The following is a 25,896-nucleotide window of genomic DNA, read 5'->3' as shown; positions in this document are numbered from 1 at the left end:
CTTTCTCCGTGGTTCGCCGTGGGGTGCGAGGTGGGACCGCCGCCGCGCCTGACGGGGGGCAGGTGAACGGTGGCGGTCCCGGGAAGTCCGGGAGCCCGACGGGGGCGGGCTCCCGGACCGGTCGAGGGGCCTGCTCAGGTCAGAGCAACTCCTCAGCAGTGATGGGCAGTTGACGGACCCGACGGCCGGTGGCGTTGAACACCGCGTTGGCGATGGCGGGCGCGACGCCGACGTGGACGACCTCGCCGAGTCCCTTCACTCCGAGCGGGTCGGCCTTACGGTCCTCGCCGTCCAGGTAAATCGCCTTCACGTCGGGAACGTCGGCGTTGACCGGGACCAGGTAGTCGGCCAGGTTGGCGTTCACGATCCGGCCGTCCCAGTGATCGGTGACTGTATGCTCCAGCAGGGCCGTGCCGATCCCTCCCACGATGCCGCCGATCGCCTGGCTCTCGGCAAGCTTGGGGCTGATGATGCGGCCCGCGTCGTACACGCCGAGCATCCGCCGCACCCGCACCAGCCCGAGCGTCGCGTCGACGGCGACCTCGGCGAAGGTGGCGTTGTAGGCGTAGAAGGAGTGCCGCGCCGGACTGGGCGCTCCCGCGAACGAGCCCAGGGCTTCCAGGTGAGGGCGGTCGTTGCGGTTCAGCAGGCCTTGGTAGGTCTCGCCGCGCGCCGGGTTGTTCTTCACATGCAGCCGTCCGCCCCGTACGACGACGTCGGCAGCCGGTACGCCGTACAGCGGCGATTCGCGGTCCTCCACGGCCAGCTTGATCGCCTGCCTCCGGACCTGATTGCATCCGTCGAGCACGGCGGAGCCGACGCTGGCCATGGTCTGGGAGCCGCCGTGGGGTGGAGTCGGAGGGAACAGCGAGTCCCCCAGCCGGAGGGTGACCGTGTGCATGGTCAGCCCGAGGGCGTCAGCGGCGACCTGCGTCTGGGAGGTGTAGGTGCCCGGCCCCATGTCGCTGGCCGCGGTCTCCACCAGCGCTGTGCCGTCGGCATCCAGACGGACCCGGGCCTGGGCTTGGTTGCGCTGCGTCTCGTACACGCCGACCGCGACACCCATGCCGATCAGCCAGTCGCCCTCCCGCCGCGCCCGCGGTTTCAGGTTGCGGCGGTGCCAGCCGAATTCCTGGGCGCCCACGGTGTAGCAGTCACGCAGTCGGCGGGTGGAGAACGGCAGCCCGGTCGACTCGTCCTCGTTCGGTTCGTTGCGTCGGCGCAGTTCGATCGGGTCGACGCCGAGCTTGTGCGCGAGTTCGTCCATGGCGGACTCGATCACGAACGATGCGGAGGCGAAGCCGGGACCGCGCATCCAGATCGGGGTGTTCACGTCCAGCGGCACCGGCCGGTATGCCTGGCTGACGTTGGGCATGCTGTAGAGCATCTGTCCGGCCGGCATGATCGTCTCGGTGAACGTCTCGTACGACGAGGTCTCGGAGTCCATCTCGTGGGCCATGGCCGTCAGGCGTCCCCGCCGGTCGCTGCCCAGCCGCAACCGGTATGCGTAGGAGGGCCGGTAGCCGGTGCCGAAGTACATCTGCCGGCGGCTGAGCACCAGTTTGACCGGACGGGCCGTGACCCGCGCGGCCAGGGCGGCAGCGATCGTGTGCGGCCAGCAGCGCAGCCCGCTGCCGAAGGCCCCGCCGACGAACGGGTTGATGACGCGCACCGAGTCCTTGGGCAGGTCGAACACCGTGGAGAGTTCGTCCCGGGTGCCCACGACCCACTGGGTCTTGTCCCACACGGTCAGCTTGTCGCCGTCCCAGCGGGCGATGGTGGCGTGCGGTTCCATCGGGTTGTGGTGGTTGCGCGCCAACTCGTAGGTCAGGTCCAGCCGTACGGCCGCGGAGCGCAGGGCGGCCTCGGCGTCGCCGCGCGCGTACGTGGTCGGCTTGTCCGGCTCGGCCTTGTGCAGGTCGGTCGAAGGCTGTTCGACGTCGTAGCGGACCTTGACGAGGCTCGCGCCGTGCTGGGCGGCCTCCAGGGTGGTGGCGATCACGACGGCGACCGGCTGGCCGTGGAAGAGCACCCGGTCGTCCTGGAAGACCCGCAGCCTGCGTCCAGGCGGGTTGTTGGAGCCGGAGTTGTCGCGGTACGGCAGCTTCGGGGCGTTGCGGTGGCTGATCACCCGCAGCACGCCCGGGTGTTCCAGAGCGGCACGAGTGTCGATGGAGGTGATACGGCCACGCCCGATGCTCGCGTCGACGATGACCGCGTGCACCGCCCCGTCGATGTCGTGCTCCGCCGCGTACTGTGCCTTCCCCGTGACCTTGAGCCGGCCGTCCACCCGGGACAGCGGCGCACCCACGGCAGCCTGCGGCTGGGGACTCATTTCGTACCTCCTACGACGCGCAGCTGGCGTTCGACGGTCCGCTTGAGCAACTCGGCCTTGAAGCCGTTGTGCTGAAGCGGGCGGGCGCCGTCGGCGGCCCGTTCGGCGGCGGATGCCCACAGCGACTCCGCAGGGCGTTCCCCGATGAGGTGCTCCTCCACAGCGGGCAGCCTCCAGGGCACAGTTCCCACTCCCCCGGCGGCCACCTTGGCCTCCCGGATCACCCCGCCACGGACGTGCAACGCGACCGCCGCCGACGTGAGGGCGAACTCGTAGGACTGCCGGTCACGCACCTTCAGGTAGCCGGACTTGAGCGGGCGTGGAAGTGCGGGGATCTCTACTGCCGTGATCAATTCACCCTGTCTGATGGCTTGTTCACGGTTCGGGGTCTTTCCGGGCCGCAGGAGGAAGTCGGCAAAGGGGACTCGGCGCTCCTCGTCCGGGCCGAGCAGGTGCACGGTCGCCTCCAGCGCCGTAAACGCCACGGCGACGTCGGAGGGGTGGGTGGCCACGCAGGAGTCGGAGGTGCCGAGGATCGCGTGGGTTCGGTTGAAGCCGTGCAGCGCCGCGCAACCCGAGCCGGGCTCACGCTTGTTGCAGGCAGCGGTCACATCCCGGAAGTACGTGCAGCGAGTGCGCTGCATGATGTTTCCCCCGATGGTCGCCATGTTCCGCAACTGCGCGGACGCGCTCAGTTCCAGCGCCTCGGAGACGACCGGGTACAGGGTGCGCACCTTGGGATGGGCGGCGGCCTCGGACATGGTCACCAGCGCGCCGATACGCAAGCCTCCGCGCTCGGTGACAGTGACCTCGCGCAACGGCAGGCGGGAGATGTCGACCAGCGTCTCGGGACGCTCGACGGTCTCACGCATCAGATCGACCAGCGTGGTGCCCCCGGCGATATAACGCCCGCCGCGCCGAGCGGCATTGAGGGCTTCACGGGTGTCGGCCACCCGGGTGTAGGTGAAGGGATGCATGGTGGGCCGCTCCTCACTTCCGACGCGCGGTCTGTTCGACCGCGCGCACGATCTTGACGTAGCAGCCGCAGCGGCAGATGTTGCCGCTCATCCACTCGCGGATCTCCTCCGGCGAACCGGTGTGGCCCTCCTGGATGCAGCCGACCCCGGAGACGATCTGGCCCGGCGTGCAGTAGCCGCACTGGAATGCGTCCTGGTCGATGAACGCCTGTTGCAGCGGGTGGAGCCGGTCACCGTCGGCCAGCCCTTCGATGGTCGTGACCTCGGCGCCCTCCAGTCGGACGGCCAGCGTCAGACAGGCATTGACGCGGCGCCCGTCGACCAGCACGGTGCACGCACCACAGGCACCGGCATTACAGCCCTTCTTCGCCCCCGTCAGCCTGAGATGCTCGCGCAACAGGTCCAGCAGCGAGGTGCGGTTGTCGACCGTTACGGTCCGGCGGGTGCCGTTGACCGTCAACGAGACCCGGGTGGAAGGCGTTGTGCTCGCGGCGGCCGCTTCCTCCGGGTCGGTGAGGAGCGTTCCTCCGATCAAACCGCTCGCCAGGACGGCACCACCGACGGCGGTACTCGTGCCGATGAATGTGCGCCGGCTGGGCTCCGAGGAGGACTCGTCTGCTCCGGTGGGGGGCGGGACAGACTCAGGGAGATCGGTTGTCATACCTCTGCCTTCGCATCTTTGACGGATGAGCCGCGCGCAGCCGCACGGCAGGGGGGTGTCATCGCTGGAGGGGTTTCAGGGGTTTCGTGATGTCGGCGTCGGCGTCCCCGGAGCCCCGTATGGCGGAGGCCGCCGGGCGACGACGCTGGGTGAGCGTGATCGCGACCGTGGGAATCAGGGTCAACGCGGCGATTCCGGTGCCGACCGCCGCGGGGCCGGTGGCCCCCAGTGAGGAGTCGAGGGTCAGGCCGGCGATCCAGGAGCCGACGGCGGTGCCCAGGTTGAAAGCCGAGACGGTCAGGGCGGAGCCCAGGGTGGGCGCCCGGCCCGCGAAGCGGACGGCCAGGGAGATCAGCACCGGGTTGGCTCCGAGTCCGAACAACCCGAGCAGGGCGACCAGCGCGACGGTGGGGACCGTGAAGCCGGACAGCAGACAGATCGCCAGCAGCAGGGTGGTGGTCACCGCCGCCGCCACGATGATCGTCGTGTAGGGACGGTGGTCGCCGAGGCGGCCTCCCATGAGGAAGCCCACCAGGGCGCCGGCCCCGAAGCCGACCAGCACCAGCGGTACCAGGCCGGCCGCGATATGGGCCCGGTCGGTCAGCAGAGGTGAGATGTAGGAGTACGTCGACAGCACGCCGCCGGTGGTGGTCGCGCAGGCCGTCAGCGCCAGCCACAGGCGGCCGGAGCGCAGGGCGGAGATCTCGGAGCGGATCGACACCGTCTGCTGGTCCGGGCCGTCGTGTGGGACATGGCGCGCGATCAGCACCGTGGCGGCGGCCGCGAGAGCGGCGAGCGCCCAGAACGGTCCGCGCCAGCCCATCAGCTGTCCGGCGAATGCGCCGGCCGGCACGCCGACGACGTTGGCGAGCATGGCGCCGGAGCCCACCACGCCGAGTGCGCGGGAACTCGCGGCCGGGCCGGCGGCACGCGCGGCCACGACGTTGGCCACCGCCCAGAACGCTCCGGTCGCCATCGCCGTCAGAAACCGCGCCGCCAGCAGCAGCGGGAAGCTGGAGGTCAGCGCGACGATCACATGCCCGACCGCGAATACAGACAGAGCCAGGACGAGCGTCCACCGCCTCGGCAGCCGCAGCGTCAGCATCGCCATCAGCGGCGCGCCGACGACCATGCCGACTGCGAAGACGGTGATCAGCAGGCCCGCCTGGCCCACACTCACCCGCAGGTTCCCGGCGATCTCCGGCAGCAGGCCCGCCACCACGAACTCGGTCGTGCCCATCAGGAACGTGCCCAGGGCCAGCACGTAGATGACCGTCGGAAGCCGGGCGGGCGGACGCTCGCGGTCTTCGTTGCGTACGTCGCCGGGGGCGCTGAGCACCCCGCCTCGCGGGCTCATGTCTCCATCTCCCCAAAGGGTGGTGTGATCGGGTGGACGACATTCACCAAACCGGCTCCGCCGCGCGGGAGGAAGGTCGCGCTTATGGGGGGTATAATTTCAACCTCCCTAAAGGAGGAGCCGTCGCTACGGTGGAGGTCATGGACCACCCCCGCCCCGCCCACCGCTCCGCCGAGCCCGCAGACAACCGAACCGACATCCGGGACTTCCTCGCCAGCCGGCGCGCCAAGCTGACCCCGGAGCAGGTCGGGCTGCCCACCAGCGGTAGGCGCCGGGTTCCGGGGCTGCGGCGCGAGGAGGTCGCCGTCCTCGCCGGAGTGAGCACCGAGTGGTACACGCGTCTGGAGAAGGGCCACATCAGCGGCGTCTCCGAGGACGTCATCCACGCGGTCGCCCAGGCGTTGCGGCTGGACGAGGACGAGCGCACCTATCTGTTCGACCTGGCCCGGGCCTCCCGGCCGATGCCCCGCCCACCGCGCCGTCGCAAAGACGTGCAGGTTCCGCCGTCCGTCCAGTGGGTGCTCGACTCCACGACGATGTCGTCAGCGTTCGTGCGCAACGGCCGCATGGACGTGATCGCGAGCAACGCCCTGGCGCGGGCCGTGCACGCGCCGATGTTCGACAGCCCCACCGCCGACAAGCACGGCCGCCCCAACCTCGCCCGCTACATCTTCCTGGACGACGGTGCCCTCGACTTCTACGTCGACTGGGACGCCGCCGCCGTGACCACCGCTGCCCTATTGCGGGCCGAGGCCGGGCGTGACCCCTACGACCGGGATCTGCGCGAACTCGTCGGTGATCTGTCCACGCTCAGCGCCGAGTTCCGCACCATGTGGGCGGCACACGACGTCCGCATCCGCCACGACGGCACCAAGCGTCTGGACCACCCCGAGGTCGGCCGCCTGGAGCTGGCCTACCGGTCCCTGGACCTGCCCATGCCCCACCGGACCGTCCACGACCTGACCTTCTACACCGCCGAGCCCGGCACCACCTCCGAAGACCGGCTCAAACTCCTCGCCAGCTGGACCGCCACCCCGCCCCCGGGCACAGAGGCCGCCCGGCACACTCGTTGACAGACCCTGTCGCACACCACCACCGGCCTGCCGCGACTGCATCACAGCGCCGGCTCACAGGGACAGGCCGACGACGGCTCCCGTCCGGCTGCTGTGGATCGCTCTCTCGATGACGTCCAAAACGGCCGCGGCTTCGCTCAGGGTCACTGGTGGTGCGCCCTCGCCGCGGATCGCGCTCTCGACTCCTCGATAGAAGTCCGGGTAGCCGCCGGGGAGCAGGGTGACGGGCTCCTCCTCGGCGCCGTGGGTGAGCACCGCCCGTTGAGCCGTACCGAGCCTCGGTGCCTTCGGGTCGGTGACCTGCTGGTCGACGCCGAGCACCACGAAGGCGGCCTGGGAACCCAGCACGCGCATACGGGGCCCTGTGTCCGCCGCCGTCTTACTCATCCACAGGTGGGACACCTCGCCTCCGAGGTGTCGCAGGGCGACGAAGACGTCGTCGGGCGCTCGTACACCGGGGCGCCGTATGTCTGACTCGGCGTATACCGACGCCACCGGGCCGAACAGCTGTAGCGCCTGATCGATCAGGTGGGTGCCCAGGTCGTACAGGAGCCCCGGTGCCTTCGCCGGATCGCCCGACTCACGCCAATTCCTGGACGGGACCGGGTTCCACCGCTCGAAGCGGGACTCGAACCGCTGGACGCGACCGAGGCGGCCGGAGTCGAGCAGGGCTCGCAGGGTGAGGAAGTCGGAGTCCCAGCGCCGGTTGTGGAAGGCCGCCGCCACCAACTCCCGCTGCTCGGCGAGGCGTTCCAGCCGCCGTACCTCTGCGGCGGTCGGGGCGACGGGCTTGTCGATCACAATGTGCGCACCGGCCTGAAGGGCCAGGGTCGCCTGCTCGACGTGGACGTGGTTGGGCGAGGCGACGACGACGAGGTCCAGGTCCTGGGGCGCGAGGGCGTCCTTCAGGTCGGGGCGGACGGCGATGTCCGGGTACTGCTCACGGGCGGCGGCCGCGCGGGCGGCGTGACCGGTGACGACCGTGGCCAGTTCCAGCCCGGGCGTACGGGCGATGAGCGGCGCGTGGAAAACCGCGCCGGCCATGCCGAAGCCGATTAGTCCCACGCGCAGGGGCGTGCGGTGCGTCACGGTGTCCATGTTCCTTGGGTCCCCTCCTGGAGGATGAGGTGGCCGCGGTTGTTCAGAGGAGTTCACCGGGGTCCTGCAGTGTCCGGGCCACCGCCCCCAGGACTTCGACGACCCGTTGGCTCTTCGCCCCGATGGCCTGCGCCGGCTGCTCGTGCGCCGGAAGCCGTGGCGGGAGTCTCAGGTGCGCCCCAGGGCCCGACCGCCGTCCCCGGCTCACCCCCAGCCCGGTGAGCGTGACGATGGGGGTGGGACTCATGGGTCGTTCTTTTCCGCAGCGTCGGCCACGAGGTGTCGTGCGACCTCCGCGTGGGCGACAGGGACGGGGAAGGTCAGGGCAAGCTGGAGCTGCCCGCCCTGGCGGACGACGACCACCACCTCGGGCAGTTCTTGAAGTGCCGCGTCGTCCGCCAGGGAGTCGTCGTGCAGGACGAACCTCAGCCGGACCAGGCAGTGAGTGAACGTGTCGATGTTGCGGGCACCGCCGACGAGGCGGATCACCTGATGAGCGAAGTCGGGGCTGGGCACGGTCACGTCGCTCGGCTCCTCGCGGTGAGTCGGCTGATGTGGAGCGCGAGGTAGAGCACCTCGTCGCGGCCGAGTGTCCACCCGAATCGTTCCTCGATAATCCGCCCGACGTGCTCAGCGCAGGCGACCTCACGCGCGTGGCTCGCGCGCAGGCTGTCGTGCAGAGAGTCGAACGTGTCGGAGGCCTTCGCGCCACTCTCCTGGCGTCTCGCGAGATAGCGCAGGTGGGTGATGAACCGGGAGGCGTCAAGCGAGTCGCCGTCCACCGTTACGCCGAGGAACGCGCTGGTCTCGGCGAGCACAACAGTGAACGTCTCGGTCAGCTTCACCACCTTCCCCAAGTCCGGCGCCTCGAACTGGGCGTTGACGAAGTGCAGGGCGAGCGGGATGGCCTCGATGTCCGGCAGACGGATACCGAGCCGGTCGGCGACCAGTTCGATGGCGCGCCGGCTCACGGCGACCTCGCGGGGGTAGAAGTGGAGCACCTCGCCGCGCAGCGGGTAAGCGATCTCCAGCCCGGCCTGCGCGCGGCGCAGGGCGAACGACAGGTGGTCGGCGAGCGGGATGACCACGTGGTCCCCGATGTGGTCGCCCAGCTCCGACCGTCCCAGGCGGACGACGTCCCCGGCCACCGCCAGGTGCTGCGGCGGGATCTCCTCCAGGAAGCGGGCGATACGCTCCGGCGGCTGGGCCGCCGTCGGTGCGAACGTGCGCTCAGCGCGCCCGGCGTCGATGTCCTGGCCCGCCCGGACGCCGAAGCCCAGACCGCGCCCCATGAGCACGACCACGTCGTCGCTGTCGTCCCTCGCGGCCAGAACGACGTTGTTGTTGAAGACCTTGACTACTCTCACGCGCGGCTCCTCGGTCGCCCTTCGGCGAGCCAGCTGGCAGTGATGCCGTTAGGGCACCCTCACTCCGTTGCGAGCGATGACGTCCCGGTACCAGAAGAAGCTGTCCTTCCGTACCCTGGCCAGCTCTTTCAGATCGAACTCGTCCCGGTCGACGTAGACGAAGCCGTAGCGCTTGGACGCGCCCTGGTGCGTGGAGATCAGGTCGATGGCGGACCAGGGGCAGTAGCCCAGGACGTCGACCCCGTCGCCTGCCGCGAGCTGCATGTGCCGGATGTGTTCGGCCAGGTAGTCGATGCGGTAACCGTCGTGCACCGTATCGTCGTCCTCGAGGACGTCGTACGCACCGAGCCCGTTCTCCGTGATCAGCAGCGGCAGCCGGTAGCGGCCGTAGACCTCGCGCAAGGTGATGCGGAACCCCGCGGGATCGACCTCCGCCCCGAATTCGGTGGCCTTGAGGTGGGGGTTGCGTACACCTCGGTACACCCCCGCCTCACCGACGGTGAAGCGTTCGTCCCCCATGTCGTTCACGTCCTCGCTGCCGCCCGAGGGCGCCGCGACCGTGTGCGTGGCGTAGTAGTTGAGAGCGATGAAATCGGGCCGCGCCGAGGCCAGGACTGTCTGGTCGCCTTCGGCGAAGGCCGGCTGGATTCCCTGCTTGGTGAGGTAGGCCCAGGCGGTGGGGTTGTAGCGGCCGTGTACGGCGACGTCCAGGTAGAGCCAGTTGCGGATGGCGGAGAAGTCGTCGGCGGCCAGGACGTCCTCGGGGGCACTGGACGCCGGGTAGATGGAGACGATGTTCGGCGCCGGGCCGATCTTGGCCTGGGGCAGCGTCTCGTGGCACAGGGCCATCGCCCGTGCCTGCGCCAGCAGCATGTGGTGGTTCTGCTGGTACAGGTCGCGCTTGGCTTCGATCGTGTCCTCCCCGGCCACGCCCATGGCCGAGCCGTGCAGGATCATCATGTTCTGCTCGTTGATGGTCAGCCAGTGGCGGACCTTGCCGCCGTACTCCTGGAAGAGGATGCCGGCGTAGCGCGCGAACGCGTCCACCGTGGCGCGCGAGGACCAGCCGCCCTTCTCCTGGAGCGCCTGGGGCAGGTCGAAGTGGTACATGGTGACGATCGGTTCGATGCCGTGGGCGAGCAGTTCGTCGATGAGCCGGTGGTAGAAGGCAATGCCATCCGGGTTCTGCGGGCCGTCGCCGTCCGGGACGACACGCGTCCAGGCGATCGAGAACCGGTAGGCCTTCAGGCCGAGTTCGGCGAGGAGGGCTACGTCCTCCCGGTAGCGGTGGAAGTGGTCGCTGGCCACGCGGAAGTCGGTGGTCCCCTCGGGCAGGCCGGTGCGGGCGTCCTGCACCGACGGGCCCTTGCCGTCGGCGTCCCAGCCGCCCTCCACCTGGTAGGCCGAGGTGGAGGCGCCCCACAGGAAGCCGGGGCGCAGTCGGGGAAGGTCTGTCATGTCGTTCACTCCGTGCTCGATGGCGGTGGTCAGGGCTGGAGGGTCAGGAAGGCATCGCCCGTCAGCAGGTCGCCGCTCTTCGTCCCGACCTCGGCGTAGCCGGCCTTCGCGGTCACCAGGACGACGGTGACCGGGTCGTATCCGGCATCCCGCACGGCCTGCGGGTCGAAGTCGACGAGCAGGTCGCCGGGACGGACCCGGGTGCCCTCGGTGACGGCGGGGCGGAAGTGGCGGCCTTCGAGCTTGACGGTGTCGATGCCCACGTGGACGAGGACCTCTACGCCGTCGTCCGTTCGCAGCCCGTAGGCGTGCGGCATCGCGGTGATCACCGTCGCCCCGACCGGCGCCCTGACCTCGCCCGTCGCCGGGACCACGCCCGCCCCCTCGCCGATCGCTCCGGAGGCGAAGACCTTGTCGGGCACGTCCGCGAGAGCGACGACTGTGCCGGACACCGGTGCGAGAACTTCCAGGGGCTTCGTACGTACGGCCACGGCCACGGCGACAGAGGCCGAGGCTCCGCTCGCGGTCGGCTCGGGCTCTTCGGCCGTGCTCGGCGTCACCGGTGCCGCGGCCGGGGAGGACAGGTTCCTCTCCTTGAATGTGGCGAGGGTGAGGACGAACCCGAGAACAGCCGCCACCGCCGAGCCGAGGAGGAACAGGCCGTAGTTGCCCACGCCCACGGATGATCCGAGGGTGAGGCCGCTGGGGAGGACAAGGGCCGTGGGGCCGGAGTGGCTGGCGCCGATGATGCCACCGCCGATGCCTCCCGCGATGCACGCCATCACGAACGGCCTCTTGTAGCGCAGGGTCACGCCGTAGACCGCGGGTTCGGTGACACCGGCCACCAGTGCCGAGATGGAGGCAGTGCCGGCCACTGCCTTGATCTGCCGGTCACGGGTGCGCAGGAACACTGCGAGAGTCGCACCGCCCTGGGCGAGGACCGGCGGGAAGAACGCTCCGAAGAACAGGGACGCCCCGCTGGTGGAGAGCTGCTGGAGGATGATGGGGGCGAAGCTGTAGTGCAGGCCGAAGATGATGGTGACCTGGTAGAGGGCGCCCACGATGACGCCTCCGGCGATTGGCGAGAGGTCCCACAGCCAGTTGATGCCGTCCGACAGCCAGGTGCCCGCGTAGTTGGTGGCGGGGCCGATGGCAAGGAGAGTCACGGGCACGACGATCGCCAGCGTGAGCAGTGGCACGCCGAGGTTGCGCAGCACATCCGGTATGACGCGCTTCAGCAGCGGTTCCAGGCGCGACTGCGCGTAGATGGCGACGGTGGTGGGGATCACCGCGAACAGATAGGTGATCATGACGACGGGCACGCCGAGGAAGGTGACGTGGCCGCCGCCGTCGTAGAAGGCCTTGAGAGTTTCCGTGGTGCCCCTGGGCCCGGGCATGACCCCGATGGTGCTGGTGTAGATGAGCGCCCCTGCAATGGCGAGGGACGTCATCTGGTCGGCCTTGAAGCGCCGGGCCGCCGTGACGGCCAGCAGGATCGGCATGAACTGGAAGACCGCGTCTCCGGCCGCGAAGAGGATCGCGTACGTGGTCGAACCGCCGAACGACGGAGAGATCTTGACGCCGACCGCGAGCAGCGCCTTCAGCAGACCCGCACCCGCGAGCACCCAGATCAGCGGCGTGAAGATGCTGGTGATCAGTTCGGCCATGCGGGCGCCGAAGCCCGCGGGCCCGGGGTGCCCGCCGTCGGCGACGGTCCGGGCGACGTGCTGGAGTTCGGCGTACACGTCCTTGACGCGGTTGCCGATGACCACCTGGAACTGGCCGCCGCTCTCCACCACGGCGATCACTCCGGGAATGGTCTCCACCGCGGCCTTGTCCGCCTTCGAGCGGTCGACCAGGTGGAAGCGCAGCCTGGTCGCGCAGCTCTCGACAGATCTCACGTTGGACTCGCCGCCGACGCCCCGCAGGACGTCATTCGCTACTTGTTGGTATTGCATGGCCGACTCCTCGTCGAGCTGCCGGAATGGCGGTACCGGCGCCCTGCGCGGGCACAAAAAAACCCGGATTCCGGCCCGCACCCAAAAAGGCTGCATGGCCAGAACCCGGGTTTTGCCTCGGCGGCTTGAACCACCGAGTAACAATCCCGAAATCCGCAGGACACTCGGTCCTTGGCCGGGGACTGTAGCCCCGCATCCGGGCGTTGTCCATACTTTCGGCCACGCAGGTTACTGGGCTATGCTCCGGCTGCGGGATTGTCACTGACACGATCAGGCAAGACCCGGAACCCCACCCGGAAGGGCGGCGGCTCCGGGTCTTTTTTGTTGGCGTGTCCGCGTCCCGCCCAACGGACTCATGGAAGGACCACACATGCCTGAACGCCGTGTCACGATCGGATCCCCCTCGGGCCTGCACGCCCGCCCAGCCTCTCTGTTCGTCCAGGCAGCGGCGAAGAGCGGCGCGAGCGCGACCCTCACCAAGGGGGACGTGACCGTGGACGCGGCCAGCATCCTGGGCGTGATGCGCCTGGGAGCCGGCCAGGGAGACGAGGTACTGCTGCGCACTGAGGGGCCCGAGGCCGACCGGGCGCTGCGCGAACTGAGCGATCTGTTGGAAAGCGATCTGGACGCCATATCGGCTCAATAGCCTGTTGGCCGGAAGGAATTCGAGGGCAGGAGAGGCGGTGACTCGCGCCGGGATCGGCGAGGTTTCCGGTCGCTCCCGGCGCAGGTTTCGGGAATTACCCGGTTTTCCCTTTTCGGCGATCAATTCGGCGGAGCGTTTGGAGGCTGAAGGGAAGGTGTGGTGTCAGCCGGCTCAGTGGCGGCCCAGGAAGTGAGCAGCTGCAGGGCGTCTTGGGACGGCGAGCCGGGCTCGGCGGTGTAGATGATCAGGCTGAGGCCAGGTTCGGCGGCCATGACCAGCGACTCCCACGAGAGGGTGAGGTCGCCGACGACGGGGTGGTGGAAGCGTTTGGAGCCGGTGCCGTGATGGGTCACGTTGTGAGCTCCCCAGCGGGCGCGGAAGGCGTCACTGCGGGTGGACAGCTCACCGATGAGGTCGTGCAGGTCCTTGTCGCGCGGATTGCTGCCGGCCTCGGTGCGCAGCAGGTCCACGGTCATGCCGGCGGCGCGGTCCCAGTCCGGATAGAAGCGGCGGGCCGCGGGGTCGAGGAACTGGTAGCGGGCCAGGTTCGGCGTCTGGACCTGATCGGTGTACAGGTCGACGAAGAAGGCGCGGGCCAGCTGGTTGGTGGCCAGCACGTCCAGGCGGCCGTTGACGACGAACGCCGGCCCGGCGGTCACGGCGTCCAGGGTCCACTGAAGGCTCTTGTGCAACATCCGCTGCCTGCCGGAGCGCCGTCGGGGACGCGCGAGGGTGTCGGAGCCTTCCTGGGCCTGGGCCAGATGGAGCAGGTGGACCCGTTCGGCGTCATCCAGCTGGAGGGCGCGGGCGACGGCTTCGAGCACGGCGGGTGAGACGCCGGCGAGGTTGCCGCGCTCCAGCTTGGCGTAGTACTCGACGCTGACGTCGGCCAGCGCCGCGACCTCGCTCCTGCGCAGCCCGGGCACGCGGCGCCGGGTGCCGGCCGGCAGCCCCGCCTGCTCCGGGGTGATCTTGGCTCGCCGCGAGGTCAGGAACTCGCGGACTTCATCACGGTTGTCCACGACACGACGGTACGACCGAGTCCGCCAGGTTGGGGTGTACTGCCAGTACACCCCTCATCAGTAACTCGCTGCGCGCGCGGAATGAGGCTTCCCTGGATGACGTGGTGCTTTCCGCTTCGCCCTCACCGGTGGAGCGGCAGGTGGCCCGCCCGGCCTGTTTCGCCCGGGACGCGCAGGCGGGTGACGTCAGGGACGACACCGCGCAGGAGCCGATCCGGTGCCGCGGGCGTCGGTGCACGCGAAGCAAGTGAAGCAAGGAAAGCAAGGAAAGCAAGGAGATTCAGGTATGCGCGGCGTAATCATGCACAAGACGGGCGATGTCCGGGTCGAGGACCGTGACGACCCGAAGATCATCGAGCCGACCGACGCGATCGTGAAGCTGTCAGCGACCTGCATCTGCGGATCGGACCTGTGGCCGTACCGCGGCGTCGAGCCCGCCGACCACACGCTCATGGGACATGAATACGTGGGCGTGGTCGAGGAGGTCGGCTCCGAGGTGAGGACCGTCAAGCCCGGGGACTTCGTCGTCGGTTCGTTCGTCATCTCCGACAACACCTGCGAGATCTGCCAGGCCGGCTTCCAGTCCAAGTGCGTGCACGCCGAGTTCGTCCACGCGGGGATTGGCACCCAGGCCGAGAAGGCCCGCATCCCGTACGCCGACGGCACCCTGGTCGCCACCCCGGGACAGCCCGATCCGGAACTGATCCCCGACCTCCTTGCCGCCTCCGACGTGCTGGGCACCGGCTGGTTCGCGGCCGTCGCCGCCGAAGTCGGCCCTGGCAAGACCGTCGCCGTGGTCGGCGACGGCGCCGTCGGCCTGATGGCCGTCCTGGCCGCCAAGCAGCTGGGCGCCGAGCGGATCATCGCCATGTCGCGCCACCCCGAGCGGCAGAAGCTGGCCCGCCACTACGGCGCGACCGACATCGTCGAGGAGCGAGGCGCCGAGGGCGTCGCGAAGATCAAGGAACTCACCGGCGGGCTGGGCGCGCACTCGGTCGTCGAGGCGGTCGGTACGCAGGAGGCGTTCATGCAGGCCGTCGGCGCGACCCGCGGTGGCGGCCACCTGGGCTACGTGGGCGTGAACTACGACGTGTCCATCCCCGGCATCGAGCTGTTCTTCGCCGGCATCCACACCCTGGGCGGCCCCGCCCCGGTGCGCCGGTTCCTGCCCGAGCTGATCCAACTCATCTGGGACCGCAAGATCGACCCGGGCAAGGTGTTCGACCTCACCCTGCCACTGGAGCAGGCCGCCGAGGGCTACAAGGCAATGGACGAGCGACGCGCCACCAAGGTGCTCCTCACCCTCTGACCCGCCTGCCCGTACCCACCCCCGCCCGCCCCGTGCCGCTGTCACGGGGCGGGCCGACACGTTCGCTCGCTGGAGCGGGTTCTCGTACATCCCTGGTCCGAGGGAGGATGTGGTCGCCGAACTGCCCGGCCCCATCACCCTGTTCCGGATTGGCATGGAAGGGCACCACGCCCTTCGGCCGCTGTTCCCCCACAAGTACGCTCGAACTGCTCACTCCCGAGGCCCTGTAGGAGCGACGCGGGCGCAGTGTGCGCGACTGTTTCGAGATCAAGCTCGCCCTGATCGTCTACGGTGCACCGACATCCGCCGGAGATTCCATCCACTACCGGGCGACGATGGGCCCCGGCCGCGGTGATCGGCTTCGGGGTGCCGCAAGGGCCCCTCAGCCATTGCAGGCTTATGGAAAATGACCGATGCTTCTGACGCTGCATCAGATATGCCTCCTCCCCGGCACCCTGACGCAAGAGAAAAGAGGCCCCGCATGGCTGCGACTCAGCGCAGGAGCCGAAAGATCATGATGACGCCGGATGAAGTGGACGAGTTCCTCGCCTCCCAGCGCACGTGCCGCATCGCCACCGTCTCGAGCGACGGCTCCCCGCATGTCAGTGCCCTCTGGTTCGCCTGGGACGGCACCTCGCTGTGGCTGTACTCCATCGTGCGCAGCAAGCGATGGGCCGACGTCCGTCACGACCCCCGCGTCGCTGTCGTCGTCGACTCCGGCGAGGAGTACGGGGAGCTGCGTGGGGTCGAACTGTCAGGCACCGCGGAGTTCGTGGGCGAGATCCCCCGCACCGGAGAACCGTGCACCGAACTCGACGCGCTGGAAACGCTGTTCGCCCGCAAGAACTTCGGCCTGGAGACAATGCCGCACGACGGTCGGCATGCGTGGATCCGCCTGACACCGTCGAAGACCGTCTCCTGGGACTTCCGCAAGCTGTGACAGCCAAGGCCCAAGGCGCACCCAGCGGATGACCGGCTCAGCCGCTTGCCATGCGTCTCGTCACCACCCGTGGCCTCCAGGTGAGGCACCGCGCTCGGCCAACCGCGGCAGCAGACCGGCCAGTTGCCCGATCGGAGGCGATCCGTGTCACATCAGCGTCCACGTCCCAAGCAACTGGACTCCCCCCTACTGCCGAGACTCTTCAAGTACATGGCCAAGGTCCAGGTGTGGGTCTACCGCCGTACCCGTGGCCGGCTCGGCGGGACGTGGCGTATAGCCGCCGGCTTCCGCAAGCCCGCGCCCGTCCTGCTCCTCGAACATCGCGGCCGAAAGTCCGGCAGGCTCTACACCACACCACTGCTCTACATGGCCGACGGACCGGACACGGTGGTCGTGGCCTCCCAGGGAGGGCTCCCCAAAAACCCTCAGTGGTATCTCAACCTGCGCTCCCACCCGGACACTCACATACAGATCCGCGCCGAGCGGAGGCCTGTTCGCGCCCGCACCGCGGACCCGCAGGAACGCTCTCGCCTCTGGCCCCTGCTGTTGGAGGTGTACGCCGACTTCGAGCTGTACCAGTCATGGGCCGAACGCGAGATCCCGGTGGTGGTCCTCCAACCCCGAGCCGACGAGTGAGGGGCCTCGCGGGGCAAGTGGATGCGAGGGGGTCCTCGGGCAGGGTCGCTCCACTTACACCGGGTGGGGGCCACTGGGCCGCAGGGCTGGTCAGTTGCTGATGGCAGGCATGGCCCTGCGGTAGCGGGGGTCGGTGAGCTGCGAGACGAGGAACGCGGCGATGTCGGCACGGCTCATGGCGGAGCCGACCTGGGCGTGGCCGAGGAAGCCGGAGCGGATGCGGCCGGTGGCGGGCTTGTCGGTGGGGTTGGTGATGCGCGCGATGGTGTAGTCGAGGCCGGAGGAGGTGACGGCCTCGGTCATGCCCTTCAGCTCCGCGAGCGCGTTGGGGAACATCAGTGCGGCCATCACGGGCAGCGCCCTGTGCTTCCAGTGCGGTGTGTCCCTCGGGTCGGCCAGCGAGGGCGTGGCCAGGCCGATGAAGCGGGCCACCTTCTGCGTCTCCATGGCCTGGACGATGATGCGGGTTCCGTCCGTCACAGGGGTGCCGGTCGCGGACCGCTTCAAGGACGGGCCGAGCGCGCTGATCACCGCGTCCGCGCCCGTGACGACCTGCTCGACGGCGTCGCGGTCGGACAACTGTCCTGTGAAAGACGTGAGTTGGTGGTGTGTGAAGGCGAGCTTGGCGGGGGAGCGAACGAGGGCGGTGACCTCGTGGCCGTCGCCCAGGAGCTGCTGGACGACGACGCGGCCGATGCCGCCGGTCGCGCCGAAGACAGTGATGCGCATCAGGGGATTCCTCGCGGGGCTCAGAAGCTGTAAGGGCCGAAGCGTCCCCAGGCCACCAGCGCGGCCAGGATCAGCAGCACGCTGTTGAAGGCGATCGCGCCGGGTTCCTTGCGGCGTGCGTGGGTGATCGCGGCTAGCACCATCACCACCACCAGGCCGGTCGCGGCCAGTGGGGTCAGCACGGGGGCGATGCCGGTGGCCGCCGGCAGGATCAGCCCGAGGGCCGCGGCGAACTCCACGATGCCGATGAAGCGGACGGTGCCCTGGGAGAAGTCGACCACCCAGGGCAACTGGCCGACCAGCTTGTCCTTGGGTTGGGTGGACTTCATGACACCGGCTATGGCGAACATTGCAGCGAGCACGGCCTGCACGATCCACAGGAAGACGTTCACGGTAAGGGTCCTTCAGGATGGGGAGGAAAGGGGAGCGATGGCGGGAGGGCCAGGGGGACGATGGCGGGAGGGCAAGGGGGACGGGCAGGAGAGTGCAGGCGCTGCCCCTCCCCCTGGACCGGCCACTGCTCAGCCGTTGAACACGACCTCGGAGCAGTGGTTGCGTTCGTGCAGGTCCCAGTACAGGGGCGCGATCTGCTCGGGTGTGGCCGTCGGGAAACCCGCCGGCCCGCCGTCGCCGATCCAGACGTTGATCGCCACGTGCGCGGCGTGCACGCCGGTGCCGGCCAGCTCGTTGTGCAGGTTGATCACCCAGTTGCGCAGTGCCGCTGCGGCGGCGTTGACGTTGCCGAACGCCGGCACGGGGTGCACGGAGCCGCCGCCTGTGGTGAACAGCAACGTCCCGGCGCCGGCCTTGCGCATGGCGGGCAGTACCGCCTGGGCTGCGGCGACAGCGCCGTAGAGGGTGTACTCGATCTGCGGCTTCAGATTGTCCACCGTGACCTCCGAGGCGGCGGCCATGGTGAGGCCGGGCACCGGGGAGTGTGGGGCCGGGGAGTACTCCAGTACATCGATGCCGCCGAAGTGGGCCGTGGCCGCGTCCAGGGCGGCGGTGAGCGAGGCGCGGTTCATGACGTCGGCGGGGAACGCGGCGGCCTTGATGCCTTCCTGGCCAAGCTGCTCGATCAGCGTCTCCAGTTTCTCCTTGGTGCGGGCGATCAAAACAATGTCGAAGCCTCGGCTGCCGAAGGTGCGGGCGATGGCCAGGCCCATGCCGGGGCCGGCACCGACGATGGCGAGAGTGGGCATGATCCGCCTCTTCGTGAATCGGACGGGTTTCAGGCGCAGGTGATGACGAGCTTGCCGAGCGCTCCGGCGCCGAAGGCGGCGAACGCCTGCGGGGCCTGCTCCAGCGGGTAGGAGGCGGTGACCGGTACCCGCAGCGCGCCGGACGCGGCCTGCTCGGCCAGGGTGGTCAGGGTCTGGGCGTTGGGGTCGGCCCACACGGTGTGGACGGTGACCTCCTGGCCCTTGACGCCGTCCTGGGTCAGGCCGACGGTGGAGGCGATCTCGCCGCCCAGCCGCAACAGACCGGCGAGCTGGGCACCGTCGCCCGCCAGGTGCAGCACCGCGTCCACGCCGTCCGGGGCGATCGCGCGGACGTGTACCTCCAGGTCGCCCGTGAAGTCCACGACGTGAATCTGCTCGCTGGTCAGACCGGTGACGAAGTCGGTCTCCTGGCCAGGGCGTGCGGTCGCGATCACCTTGGCGCCGCGGGCGGCGGCCATCTGCACGGCCAGCGCGCCCACCCCACCGGTGGCGCCCGAGATCAGCACTGTCTCACCCTCGGCCGGGGACAGCGCGTTCAGGCTGTCCAGGGCGGCCGTCCCGGCCAGCCCCAACGCGCCCGCGTCCTCCGCCTTCAGGCCCGCGGGGATCGGGGCGACACCGATCGCGGCGGAGACGGTGACGTACTGGGCCAGCGACCCGGTGCCCAGGAACGGCTTCATCACGACGCCGAAGACGGCGTCACCGACGGCGAAGCCGTCAACGCCCTCACCAACAGCCTCGACGGTGCCCGCGAAGTCCTTGCCGAGCACGAGGGGGTAGCGGTGCTCCATCATCCCCTGCAGGTAGCCGGCCGCCGTGGAGGCGTCGAAGCCGTTGACGGAGGAGGCGGCCACCTTCACCAGCAGTTCCCCGTCATCGGGGCGGGGGGCATCAACCTCGGTTACAGCAGGGGTGCCGGGGACGGAACTCAGGGTTACAGCACGCATGATGATCACCTTCACATAACTGGAACGGGGTTCCCGCTTACGGCTGCAGCATAGCAATACAACTGGGACGGGCGTTCCACTTCGATAGGATGGAGACATGACCTCCTCCGCAGCCCCCGCTGAATCCCCAGACCAGCAGCCCGAACCGGGACTGCGCGCCGACGCCGAACGCAACCGTGACCGCATCCTGGCGGCCGCCCGCCGCCTCTACGCCACCGAAGGACTCGGCGCCTCCATGGCCTCGGTGGCACGGGAGGCAGGCGTCGGCAAAGCCACCCTCTCCCGCCGGTTCGCCAGCCGCGAGGCACTCATCAACGCGGTCTTCGCCGACCGCATGGACGCCTACACCTCCGCCGTCGCCGAGGCACTCGCCGACCCAGACCCCTGGCACGGCTTCACCGGCTACATCCACGCCATCTGCGCCATGCAGGCCGCCGACCGCGGCTTCGCCGACGTCCTGACCATGACCTTCCCGGCCGCCAAGGCGCTGGAGGCCCGCCGCGCCGAGGCATACGAGGCATCCGTCCAACTCATCACCCGCGCCAAGGCCACCGGCAAGCTCCGCGAGGACTTCACCGACCAGGACCTCGTCATCCTCCTCATGGCCAACGCAGGCGTCATCGCCGCCACCGGCGACGCCGCCCCCGACACCTGGCGCCGCCTCGTCGGCCACCTGCTCCGCTCGTATGCCACCCCGGGCACCGACATCCCGCCATTGCCCGAAGCTCCCGCACCCCCCGCGCTGTACCGCGCCATGGTCCGCCTCACGCGAACCGGCCCCCGCACCTCCTCCTGAAGGCGCTCGCAGCCACAGACCGGAAAGGCGCAACGAGGCACGACTTGCTGTTGCCGCACAAAGCGGCACGAAGCCGAGGTGCAGGCACCCGGTCACCCGCCCAGGCGTGCCCGCCGACCCGCCAGCGGGCCCCGATGAAGCCGGCCGGCCACCCTCGCCCGCCGCACCAAGCTGCCCGAGCCGCCCGCCTGGAACGAAGCCCGGCACCGGGTGGACGGGGCCGGACATCACCCCTGGGCGCGGGAAGCGTCGAAGAGGGTCGGCGATCCATACACCAGCAATCGGATTACCCTATCCAGTTTCAGTGCTACGCTAGCCGCAGCGAACCGGAGCGCCCTATCCGAATAATGAACTGGATAACCCTATCCAACTTCGGTTTGGTTGCACGGCCGCGCCGCCACGGCTGTGGCGCCGGCACCGTCGACACGGCCGCACCCTCGCCCGGTCCGCTCCATCCGTGTCCCCATGACGTTTCTGCCGAAAGGATCCGCTGTGACCAGCATGTCGTTCACCGACGCGGTACGCACGTGCCTCACTGCCAAGTACGCCTCGTTCTCAGGTCGCGCCCGGCGCGCGGAGTACTGGTGGTACTCGGTGCTGTACGTGATCGCCACCGTTGTGATCACCGGGATCAGCCTCGCCATCGAGGTCCCGCTGCTGAACATCCTCCTGCTCCCGTTCATCGTGCCCATGCTGACCGTCTCGGTCCGCCGGTTGCACGACACCGGCAAGTCCGGCTGGAGGATGCTCATCGCCCTGATCCCGGTCGTCGGCCCAATCATCTACCTCGTGGGCATGACAGTGGACAGCACCCCGGGCGCCAACCAGTACGGCCCCTCTCCCAAGGCCGTCGCGCAGCCCGTCGGCTGAGCCGGTCACCCACGTGACGGTATTGGCCGCCGCCCATCGGATCGGCACAGGTGGCGGGCCTTGCCGACGTCCGCCTCCGATGGGGCCGGACCGGACATCGACACGCACCCGGCCCTCGCCGACGAGCGGTAGCGCCACAGCTCAGCCCCCCTTGACGTTTGACTGGAAGGACCTGTCATGACCAGCATCGCCATCGTCGGAGCCGGCCCCCAGCTGGGCTTGGCCGTCGCCCGCGTCTTCGGCTCCCACGGCTTCGAGGTCGCCCTGATCTCCCGCAACCGCGAGAAGCTCGACGGTCTCGTCGGCACGCTCACTGCTGAGGGCATCACCGCCGCGGCGTTCCCCGCGGACGTCCTCGACCGCGACGCACTGACTCAAGCCCTCAAGGACACCGCCACCCGGTTCGGCCGCATCGACGTCCTGGAGTACTCCCCGGCCGACGCGCCCGACACCGCCGTGATGACCACCCCGGCCGAGACCGAACCCTCGCACGTGCAGCAGCAGATCGAGTTGCAGCTCTATGGTGCTATCACCGCCACCAAGGCGGTCCTGCCCGCGATGCGCGAGGCCGGCACCGGCACCCTCCTGTTCACCACAGGCGCCCGCTCTCTCAACCCCCAGCCGCCGACCGCCAACATTGACGCCGCCGCGGCGGCCCTGCGCAACTGGGCCGTCAACCTGCACAAGGAACTGGACGGCACCGGCATCCAGGCCGCTCATATCGGCATCGACGCGACGATCGGCACCCCCACCTTCTACGGGCAGCCGCGGGTCACGGGTGACCAGATCTCTCCCGTCTACTGGGATCTGCACACCTCCCAGCGCGACCTGGCCGAGCGAATCTTCAGGGCGTGACGCCACACCGGCTGATCAGCACTGTCCCCTCATCGCCCGCCGAGGAGGCGCCATGACTTACGCATACGACCCCGAGATCGCACCATGGCTTTCGATGCTCCCGAGCGGACCGGTCACCGACTTCCAAGAGCTGCGCACCCGGTGCGAGGAAGCGGTGCGAGGTGGCCTGCCGTCGTACGAGCCGGACATCGCCGTCATCAAACGCGACGTCACCGTACCCGGGTCCCACGGATCGCCGGACGTCACGATCCGCGCCTACGCACCCGCCGAGCCAGACGGCCTGCTGCCCGGACTCCTCTTTATCCACGGCGGCGGATTCATCATGGGCAGCGTCGAGCAGTTCGACGCCACGGCCACCCGCATCGCTGCGGAGGTCGGAGCGGTCGTGGTCTCTGTCGAGTACCGGCTCGCCCCGGAGGACCCCTTCCCTGCCGGGTTGGAGGACTGCTACGCGGCACTGGCGTGGACCGCGAAATCAGCGAGCGAACTGGGCATCGACCCTGACCGCCTCGGCATTGCCGGGGAGAGCGCCGGAGGTGGCCTCGCCGCCGCAGTGGCCCTGCTCGCTCGCGACCGCAGCGGCCCCGCATTGTGCTTCCAGTACCTGGGCGTCCCCGAACTCGACGACCGCCTACAGACGCCGTCGATGCGTGCCTACGACGACGTCCCGCTGTGGAACAGCCGGGCCACCCAGGTCAGCTGGGACTGCTACCTCGGCGACGGACGCCGGGGCACCGCCGATGTATCCGCCTACGCCGCACCCGCACGGGCCGATGACCTGACCGGACTGCCCCCTGCCTTCATCACCGCCTGTCAGTACGACCCGTTCCGCGACGAGGACATCGACTACGCCAAGCGTCTCGCACAGGCCGATGTCCCCACCGAACTCGTCCTCTACCCCGGCGTCTTGCACGGAGGGCTCATCCCGGAGTCGGCTGTGGGCAAGCGCGTCCTCGCCGAGATGCTCTCCGCACTGCGCCGCGGCCTTGGCGCATGAAGCGGCTGACCTACCCGGCCCCGCACGGTGCGGCCCGACACGACGCAGGAACCCGCATACAGGTCGACGAGGGCATCACACGCGTCTTCCAACTCATCGGAAAGCGCTGGACCGGCCCGGTCCTGTCTGTACTCACCGCGGGGCCGGCGCACTTCGCGGACCTGCGCCGGGCGATCCCCGGAATCAGCGAGCGCATGCTCTCCAACCGCCTCACCGAGCTTGCCGCCGCGGAACTCGTCATGCGCGAGGTGAACGAAGGGCCGCCCCTGCGGGTGTCCTACCACTTGACGGAAGCGGGCACGGCGCTGGAGCCTGCGCTCAAGGAGCTCGCGCGATGGGCGAAGGCCCACCTGCCGGAGCCGAAGCAGCCAGCCGACTGCTGAGGCCGTACGTCCGAGGCGGCGGCAAGGAGCCGCCCAGCCGATCCCGTGCTGTACGCAGGCCGCACTCGATCTCGCCCGTGCCCTCCCACCGAGGTCACCATGCTCGAAGAGTCCGGCCGAGGCCGCATCGCCGAGTTGTTCCCGGATACGGGCGGCCTGCACCCTCGACGTGGCGGCGATCAGCGAGAATACGACCAGGGGCACGACGGCCAGTGCGGGCCGGGGCGACGCCTACCTCTCTGGTGCCGAGCCGAGCAGAGCGACGGACCTCGCGTGGTGCTGCAACACTTCCGTATGGTGCAAGTGCGCAGCGACCGGCTTGGATCAGAGGTGAGTCCTGTGTGGCGTGCCTGGCCCGGTGTCGCCGTTGCGCCGACCACACTCGAGCAGCGGCTCAGCGCGTGCTCATTAAATAGGGAGCGGTATGTCGGCCGAAAGACCGTTGGAGCTCGTCGGGCAGGTCGCTCTGGGCGGGGCGACCTTTTCTCTCGGCGCGGACCGGAAGAGGTCCGGCGACATCGCCACGATTCGAGCCGCTGCTGACGCCGGGATCCGCATCTTCGACTCGGCCCGCGCGTATGCGCCGGTGGACGACCCTCAGCACAACGAAAGGCTATTCGCTCACGCCCTGAAGGGTCGGAGTGATGTGCTCATCGCCACCAAGGGTGGGCACTTCCGCACTGGGCAAGATACGTGGGACGTCGACAACAGCGCAGCACGTCTTAGGCAGGATGTCGCTGCGAGCCTTGACGCTCTGGGTGTCGAACGTATCGGCCTGTATTACCTCCATCGCGCCGACGCTCCCTATCCGATAGGGGGAAGCGTCTCGACACTCGAAGAAATGCGCAGGGAAGGGAAAATTCAGCGTATCGGGCTTTCGAACGTCACTGCGGCACAACTGGAGGAAGCCCATTCCATCACTCCGATCGACGCCGTACAGAATCACCACAGCGTCGCCCACGCCGAGTCCTCTGATGTCCTGCGCCTGTGCGAGAAGCTGAACATCCCTTTCTTCGCCTATTCCCCCCTACGGCGTGATGACGGTCAACCCTATTCGGAAGGGTTCTCCCGGATGGGCGCCCTCGCAGCCGATCGAGGAATCTCACTGGCACGTCTACTCCTGCGCGCACTCCTCGAGTCGTCACCCGTGATGTCGGTGGTCTCAGGCGCCTCCAGAGCCGAGTCCGCGATGGACTCGGCGGCCGCACTGACCGAGGTCTGGGATGAGGAACTGGAGTCCGCCTGGCAAGAGGACGTTCTCGCTATGCGCACATGACACGTGCCGCACAGGCAGGGCTTGATCAAGTTCCCCAGCTGTCAGGATCGTTGGTGATGCCCAGGAGGGCCCTCCTGTCGCTATGTGCTGATCCTGGCGTGACCGGCGTGGCCCTTCGGCCATCCGGAAGGGCCGACACCTCGGGGAAGCGGCCGCACCGGTGGCGCCCGTACCACTGTCCACCTTCATGCCCACGGGACTTCGGCCGATGTGCTCTTCGTATCGGGACAGGTGCGCTCCACCAGCGGCGAACTGGTGGCGAGGGCCGAGCTTGACATCTGGATGACCAACAGCGCCGGCGACTACTCGGGACTCACCCCCGAGATGCTCGGGCCGATCTTGCTGGACCTCGATGAGAGCATTCCCCCGTACAACCTGCGCGGAAAGATCCTCACGGACGACACGGGGTATTTCGAGTACCGGACGGTCATGCCCGGCATCGAGACCATCGGCGTACGAAAGGGGGCCCGCTGGCAGGGTTTTTCGACAAGCTGCACCGGGTCGACGTCCGCCCGCTGCACATCCACGCCATCGTCAGCGCGCCCGGCTTCCACACGCTGACCACCCAGTCCCACTTCTCCAGCGACCCGAGCGTCGGCAACACCTCCGAGCCCCGCTCCACGCCCGAGTCCACCGTCTTCGACACCCAACTGCACGACGCCCCGGACGGCTTCAAGCGCCGCGGCCTCGACGCGCCCTACTACACGATGACCAACAACTACGTGCTGCGCCCGGTGAACAAGGCGGCGTGAAATGCAGAGCGGCAGACGAGTCGGGCTGTACGCCGGATTTTGTCACCCGGTCGCCTCGCGGCAGCCGGGGAGACGGCCATCCATCTAGGACCAACGTTGCCGTTGGCCTCGTGCGGTCTACCCGCGGACTCGGGCAGGCAGCCCTCGAACGTCCGCGCAGAGCACGTTCTACGGCGCTCCTTTTGACCTTGCTCCGGGTGGGGTTTACCTAGCTGCCCAGGTCGCCCTGGG

Annotated in this window: 27 protein-coding genes, 1 other RNA gene and 1 pseudogene; 13 read left to right on the top strand and 16 right to left on the bottom strand. The window is 69.0% G+C overall.

The window, feature by feature from the left end; translation table 11 throughout:
* Positions 1–139 precede the first annotated feature (139 nt).
* From ACFYMM_RS37665 to ACFYMM_RS37650, 4 genes are read right to left on the bottom strand one after another with little or no spacing between them, the layout of a single operon-like run.
* Positions 140–2,335 carry a xanthine dehydrogenase family protein molybdopterin-binding subunit gene (locus ACFYMM_RS37665; RefSeq protein WP_388395554.1) on the bottom strand — a complete coding sequence of 732 codons (2,196 nt, stop codon included), beginning with the start codon at positions 2,333–2,335 and terminating at the stop codon, positions 140–142.
* The gene (locus tag ACFYMM_RS37660; protein WP_388395552.1) at positions 2,332–3,312 is read right to left on the bottom strand and encodes an FAD binding domain-containing protein; all 981 of its coding nucleotides are present in this window, start codon (positions 3,310–3,312) and stop codon (positions 2,332–2,334) included. Before ACFYMM_RS37660 ends, ACFYMM_RS37665 begins: the two co-directional genes overlap by 4 nt.
* A gap of 13 nt (positions 3,313–3,325) precedes the next feature.
* Positions 3,326–3,973: a 2Fe-2S iron-sulfur cluster-binding protein gene (locus ACFYMM_RS37655; RefSeq protein ID WP_388395549.1), complete on the bottom strand. Its 648-nt coding sequence runs from the start codon at positions 3,971–3,973 to the stop codon at positions 3,326–3,328.
* A gap of 58 nt (positions 3,974–4,031) precedes the next feature.
* Positions 4,032–5,330: an MFS transporter gene (locus ACFYMM_RS37650; RefSeq protein ID WP_388395545.1), complete on the bottom strand. Its 1,299-nt coding sequence runs from the start codon at positions 5,328–5,330 to the stop codon at positions 4,032–4,034.
* A 140-nt stretch (positions 5,331–5,470) separates the two neighbouring features.
* Here ACFYMM_RS37650 and ACFYMM_RS37645 point away from each other — a divergent pair, with 140 nt between their 5' ends.
* Positions 5,471–6,403, top strand: coding sequence for a helix-turn-helix transcriptional regulator (locus tag ACFYMM_RS37645; protein ID WP_388395541.1), 933 nt, complete (start codon positions 5,471–5,473; stop codon positions 6,401–6,403).
* A gap of 54 nt (positions 6,404–6,457) precedes the next feature.
* Here the strand turns inward: ACFYMM_RS37645 and ACFYMM_RS37640 are convergent, their stop codons facing one another.
* From ACFYMM_RS37640 to ACFYMM_RS37615, 6 genes are read right to left on the bottom strand one after another with little or no spacing between them, the layout of a single operon-like run.
* The gene (locus ACFYMM_RS37640) at positions 6,458–7,501 is read right to left on the bottom strand and encodes a Gfo/Idh/MocA family oxidoreductase (protein ID WP_388395538.1); all 1,044 of its coding nucleotides are present in this window, start codon (positions 7,499–7,501) and stop codon (positions 6,458–6,460) included.
* 43 nt (positions 7,502–7,544) lie between these two features.
* Positions 7,545–7,748, bottom strand: a complete 204-nt coding sequence (locus ACFYMM_RS37635) for a hypothetical protein (protein ID WP_388395535.1) — start codon at positions 7,746–7,748, stop codon at positions 7,545–7,547.
* Entirely contained in the window at positions 7,745–8,023 is a 279-nt protein-coding gene (locus ACFYMM_RS37630) for a PTS transporter subunit EIIB (protein WP_388395533.1), read from the bottom strand. The genes ACFYMM_RS37635 and ACFYMM_RS37630 overlap by 4 nt, the downstream gene beginning before the upstream one ends.
* The gene (locus tag ACFYMM_RS37625; RefSeq protein WP_388395531.1) at positions 8,020–8,868 is read right to left on the bottom strand and encodes a PRD domain-containing protein; all 849 of its coding nucleotides are present in this window, start codon (positions 8,866–8,868) and stop codon (positions 8,020–8,022) included. Before ACFYMM_RS37625 ends, ACFYMM_RS37630 begins: the two co-directional genes overlap by 4 nt.
* A gap of 48 nt (positions 8,869–8,916) precedes the next feature.
* Positions 8,917–10,326, bottom strand: coding sequence for a glycoside hydrolase family 1 protein (locus tag ACFYMM_RS37620; RefSeq protein WP_388395528.1), 1,410 nt, complete (start codon positions 10,324–10,326; stop codon positions 8,917–8,919).
* A gap of 29 nt (positions 10,327–10,355) precedes the next feature.
* Positions 10,356–12,284 carry a glucose PTS transporter subunit IIA gene (locus ACFYMM_RS37615; RefSeq protein ID WP_388395525.1) on the bottom strand — a complete coding sequence of 643 codons (1,929 nt, stop codon included), beginning with the start codon at positions 12,282–12,284 and terminating at the stop codon, positions 10,356–10,358.
* A 370-nt stretch (positions 12,285–12,654) separates the two neighbouring features.
* On the opposite strand from ACFYMM_RS37615, the gene ACFYMM_RS37610 reads away from it, so the two are divergent.
* Complete coding sequence (locus tag ACFYMM_RS37610) at positions 12,655–12,930, top strand: HPr family phosphocarrier protein (RefSeq protein WP_388395522.1); 276 nt, start codon at positions 12,655–12,657, stop codon at positions 12,928–12,930.
* Positions 12,931–13,049: 119 nt separating this feature from the next.
* Here the strand turns inward: ACFYMM_RS37610 and ACFYMM_RS37605 are convergent, their stop codons facing one another.
* The gene (locus ACFYMM_RS37605; RefSeq protein WP_388395519.1) at positions 13,050–13,952 is read right to left on the bottom strand and encodes a helix-turn-helix transcriptional regulator; all 903 of its coding nucleotides are present in this window, start codon (positions 13,950–13,952) and stop codon (positions 13,050–13,052) included.
* 286 nt (positions 13,953–14,238) lie between these two features.
* On the opposite strand from ACFYMM_RS37605, the gene ACFYMM_RS37600 reads away from it, so the two are divergent.
* The 3 genes from ACFYMM_RS37600 to ACFYMM_RS37590 all read left to right on the top strand — a co-directional run bounded on the left by ACFYMM_RS37600 (position 14,239) and on the right by ACFYMM_RS37590 (position 16,837).
* Positions 14,239–15,261, top strand: coding sequence for a zinc-dependent alcohol dehydrogenase family protein (locus ACFYMM_RS37600; RefSeq protein ID WP_388395516.1), 1,023 nt, complete (start codon positions 14,239–14,241; stop codon positions 15,259–15,261).
* Between the two features lie 481 nt (positions 15,262–15,742).
* Positions 15,743–16,201 carry a pyridoxamine 5'-phosphate oxidase family protein gene (locus ACFYMM_RS37595; RefSeq protein WP_388395513.1) on the top strand — a complete coding sequence of 153 codons (459 nt, stop codon included), beginning with the start codon at positions 15,743–15,745 and terminating at the stop codon, positions 16,199–16,201.
* A 210-nt stretch (positions 16,202–16,411) separates the two neighbouring features.
* Positions 16,412–16,837 (top strand): nitroreductase family deazaflavin-dependent oxidoreductase, encoded by a 426-nt coding sequence (locus tag ACFYMM_RS37590; RefSeq protein ID WP_388395511.1) that lies wholly within the window; start codon positions 16,412–16,414, stop codon positions 16,835–16,837.
* A gap of 90 nt (positions 16,838–16,927) precedes the next feature.
* On the opposite strand, the gene ACFYMM_RS37585 is transcribed toward ACFYMM_RS37590, so the two are convergent.
* The 4 genes from ACFYMM_RS37585 to ACFYMM_RS37570 form a co-directional block, all read right to left on the bottom strand.
* A complete protein-coding gene (locus ACFYMM_RS37585) occupies positions 16,928–17,566 on the bottom strand; it encodes an NAD(P)-dependent oxidoreductase (protein WP_388395508.1) in 639 nt (212 codons plus the stop codon).
* Positions 17,567–17,586: 20 nt separating this feature from the next.
* The gene (locus tag ACFYMM_RS37580; protein WP_388395506.1) at positions 17,587–17,958 is read right to left on the bottom strand and encodes a DoxX family protein; all 372 of its coding nucleotides are present in this window, start codon (positions 17,956–17,958) and stop codon (positions 17,587–17,589) included.
* Between the two features lie 129 nt (positions 17,959–18,087).
* The gene (locus ACFYMM_RS37575; protein ID WP_388395503.1) at positions 18,088–18,768 is read right to left on the bottom strand and encodes an SDR family NAD(P)-dependent oxidoreductase; all 681 of its coding nucleotides are present in this window, start codon (positions 18,766–18,768) and stop codon (positions 18,088–18,090) included.
* A gap of 29 nt (positions 18,769–18,797) precedes the next feature.
* Positions 18,798–19,736, bottom strand: a complete 939-nt coding sequence (locus tag ACFYMM_RS37570) for an NADP-dependent oxidoreductase (RefSeq protein WP_388395501.1) — start codon at positions 19,734–19,736, stop codon at positions 18,798–18,800.
* 97 nt (positions 19,737–19,833) lie between these two features.
* Here ACFYMM_RS37570 and ACFYMM_RS37565 point away from each other — a divergent pair, with 97 nt between their 5' ends.
* The 8 genes and pseudogenes from ACFYMM_RS37565 to ACFYMM_RS37530 all read left to right on the top strand — a co-directional run bounded on the left by ACFYMM_RS37565 (position 19,834) and on the right by ACFYMM_RS37530 (position 25,665).
* A complete protein-coding gene (locus ACFYMM_RS37565) occupies positions 19,834–20,532 on the top strand; it encodes a TetR/AcrR family transcriptional regulator (protein WP_388395499.1) in 699 nt (232 codons plus the stop codon).
* A 501-nt stretch (positions 20,533–21,033) separates the two neighbouring features.
* On the top strand, positions 21,034–21,402 hold the full coding sequence (locus ACFYMM_RS37560) for a DUF805 domain-containing protein (protein ID WP_388395668.1): 369 nt from the start codon (positions 21,034–21,036) through the stop codon (positions 21,400–21,402).
* 177 nt (positions 21,403–21,579) lie between these two features.
* Positions 21,580–22,257 (top strand): SDR family NAD(P)-dependent oxidoreductase, encoded by a 678-nt coding sequence (locus tag ACFYMM_RS37555; RefSeq protein WP_388395497.1) that lies wholly within the window; start codon positions 21,580–21,582, stop codon positions 22,255–22,257.
* A 52-nt stretch (positions 22,258–22,309) separates the two neighbouring features.
* Positions 22,310–23,254, top strand: a complete 945-nt coding sequence (locus ACFYMM_RS37550; protein ID WP_388395494.1) for an alpha/beta hydrolase — start codon at positions 22,310–22,312, stop codon at positions 23,252–23,254.
* Complete coding sequence (locus tag ACFYMM_RS37545; RefSeq protein WP_388395492.1) at positions 23,251–23,637, top strand: winged helix-turn-helix transcriptional regulator; 387 nt, start codon at positions 23,251–23,253, stop codon at positions 23,635–23,637. The genes ACFYMM_RS37550 and ACFYMM_RS37545 overlap by 4 nt, the downstream gene beginning before the upstream one ends.
* 424 nt (positions 23,638–24,061) lie before the next feature.
* On the top strand, positions 24,062–24,913 hold the full coding sequence (locus ACFYMM_RS37540; RefSeq protein ID WP_388395489.1) for an aldo/keto reductase: 852 nt from the start codon (positions 24,062–24,064) through the stop codon (positions 24,911–24,913).
* A 183-nt stretch (positions 24,914–25,096) separates the two neighbouring features.
* A pseudogene (locus ACFYMM_RS37535) lies at positions 25,097–25,474 on the top strand (hypothetical protein); the annotation flags it as partial.
* Positions 25,384–25,665 carry a hypothetical protein gene (locus tag ACFYMM_RS37530; RefSeq protein WP_388395666.1) on the top strand — a complete coding sequence of 94 codons (282 nt, stop codon included), beginning with the start codon at positions 25,384–25,386 and terminating at the stop codon, positions 25,663–25,665. The pseudogene ACFYMM_RS37535 and the gene ACFYMM_RS37530, both read left to right, overlap by 91 nt.
* A 12-nt stretch (positions 25,666–25,677) precedes the next feature.
* On the opposite strand, the gene rnpB is transcribed toward ACFYMM_RS37530, so the two are convergent.
* An RNA gene (gene rnpB, locus ACFYMM_RS37525) (RNase P RNA component class A) lies at positions 25,678–25,896 on the bottom strand; the annotation flags it as partial.

Source organism: Streptomyces sp. NPDC006739 (assembly GCF_042869815.1).
Classification (GTDB): domain Bacteria; phylum Actinomycetota; class Actinomycetes; order Streptomycetales; family Streptomycetaceae; genus Streptomyces.
The sequence above is the reverse complement of the archived record's forward strand: the minus strand, read 5'-3'. Positions and strand labels throughout refer to the sequence as shown.

Coding starts and splice junctions, on each gene's coding strand:
- ACFYMM_RS37665 (WP_388395554.1), bottom strand. CDS start 2,335: ATGAGTCCCCAGCCGCAGGCTGCCGTGGGTGCGCCGCTGTCCCGGGTG.
- ACFYMM_RS37660 (WP_388395552.1), bottom strand. CDS start 3,312: ATGCATCCCTTCACCTACACCCGGGTGGCCGACACCCGTGAAGCCCTC.
- ACFYMM_RS37655 (WP_388395549.1), bottom strand. CDS start 3,973: ATGACAACCGATCTCCCTGAGTCTGTCCCGCCCCCCACCGGAGCAGAC.
- ACFYMM_RS37650 (WP_388395545.1), bottom strand. CDS start 5,330: ATGAGCCCGCGAGGCGGGGTGCTCAGCGCCCCCGGCGACGTACGCAAC.
- ACFYMM_RS37645 (WP_388395541.1), top strand. CDS start 5,471: ATGGACCACCCCCGCCCCGCCCACCGCTCCGCCGAGCCCGCAGACAAC.
- ACFYMM_RS37640 (WP_388395538.1), bottom strand. CDS start 7,501: ATGGACACCGTGACGCACCGCACGCCCCTGCGCGTGGGACTAATCGGC.
- ACFYMM_RS37635 (WP_388395535.1), bottom strand. CDS start 7,748: ATGAGTCCCACCCCCATCGTCACGCTCACCGGGCTGGGGGTGAGCCGG.
- ACFYMM_RS37620 (WP_388395528.1), bottom strand. CDS start 10,326: ATGACAGACCTTCCCCGACTGCGCCCCGGCTTCCTGTGGGGCGCCTCC.
- ACFYMM_RS37615 (WP_388395525.1), bottom strand. CDS start 12,284: ATGCAATACCAACAAGTAGCGAATGACGTCCTGCGGGGCGTCGGCGGC.
- ACFYMM_RS37610 (WP_388395522.1), top strand. CDS start 12,655: ATGCCTGAACGCCGTGTCACGATCGGATCCCCCTCGGGCCTGCACGCC.
- ACFYMM_RS37600 (WP_388395516.1), top strand. CDS start 14,239: ATGCGCGGCGTAATCATGCACAAGACGGGCGATGTCCGGGTCGAGGAC.
- ACFYMM_RS37595 (WP_388395513.1), top strand. CDS start 15,743: ATGGCTGCGACTCAGCGCAGGAGCCGAAAGATCATGATGACGCCGGAT.
- ACFYMM_RS37590 (WP_388395511.1), top strand. CDS start 16,412: ATGGCCAAGGTCCAGGTGTGGGTCTACCGCCGTACCCGTGGCCGGCTC.
- ACFYMM_RS37585 (WP_388395508.1), bottom strand. CDS start 17,566: ATGCGCATCACTGTCTTCGGCGCGACCGGCGGCATCGGCCGCGTCGTC.
- ACFYMM_RS37575 (WP_388395503.1), bottom strand. CDS start 18,768: ATGCCCACTCTCGCCATCGTCGGTGCCGGCCCCGGCATGGGCCTGGCC.
- ACFYMM_RS37570 (WP_388395501.1), bottom strand. CDS start 19,736: ATGCGTGCTGTAACCCTGAGTTCCGTCCCCGGCACCCCTGCTGTAACC.
- ACFYMM_RS37565 (WP_388395499.1), top strand. CDS start 19,834: ATGACCTCCTCCGCAGCCCCCGCTGAATCCCCAGACCAGCAGCCCGAA.
- ACFYMM_RS37560 (WP_388395668.1), top strand. CDS start 21,034: ATGTCGTTCACCGACGCGGTACGCACGTGCCTCACTGCCAAGTACGCC.
- ACFYMM_RS37555 (WP_388395497.1), top strand. CDS start 21,580: ATGACCAGCATCGCCATCGTCGGAGCCGGCCCCCAGCTGGGCTTGGCC.
- ACFYMM_RS37550 (WP_388395494.1), top strand. CDS start 22,310: ATGACTTACGCATACGACCCCGAGATCGCACCATGGCTTTCGATGCTC.
- ACFYMM_RS37545 (WP_388395492.1), top strand. CDS start 23,251: ATGAAGCGGCTGACCTACCCGGCCCCGCACGGTGCGGCCCGACACGAC.
- ACFYMM_RS37540 (WP_388395489.1), top strand. CDS start 24,062: ATGTCGGCCGAAAGACCGTTGGAGCTCGTCGGGCAGGTCGCTCTGGGC.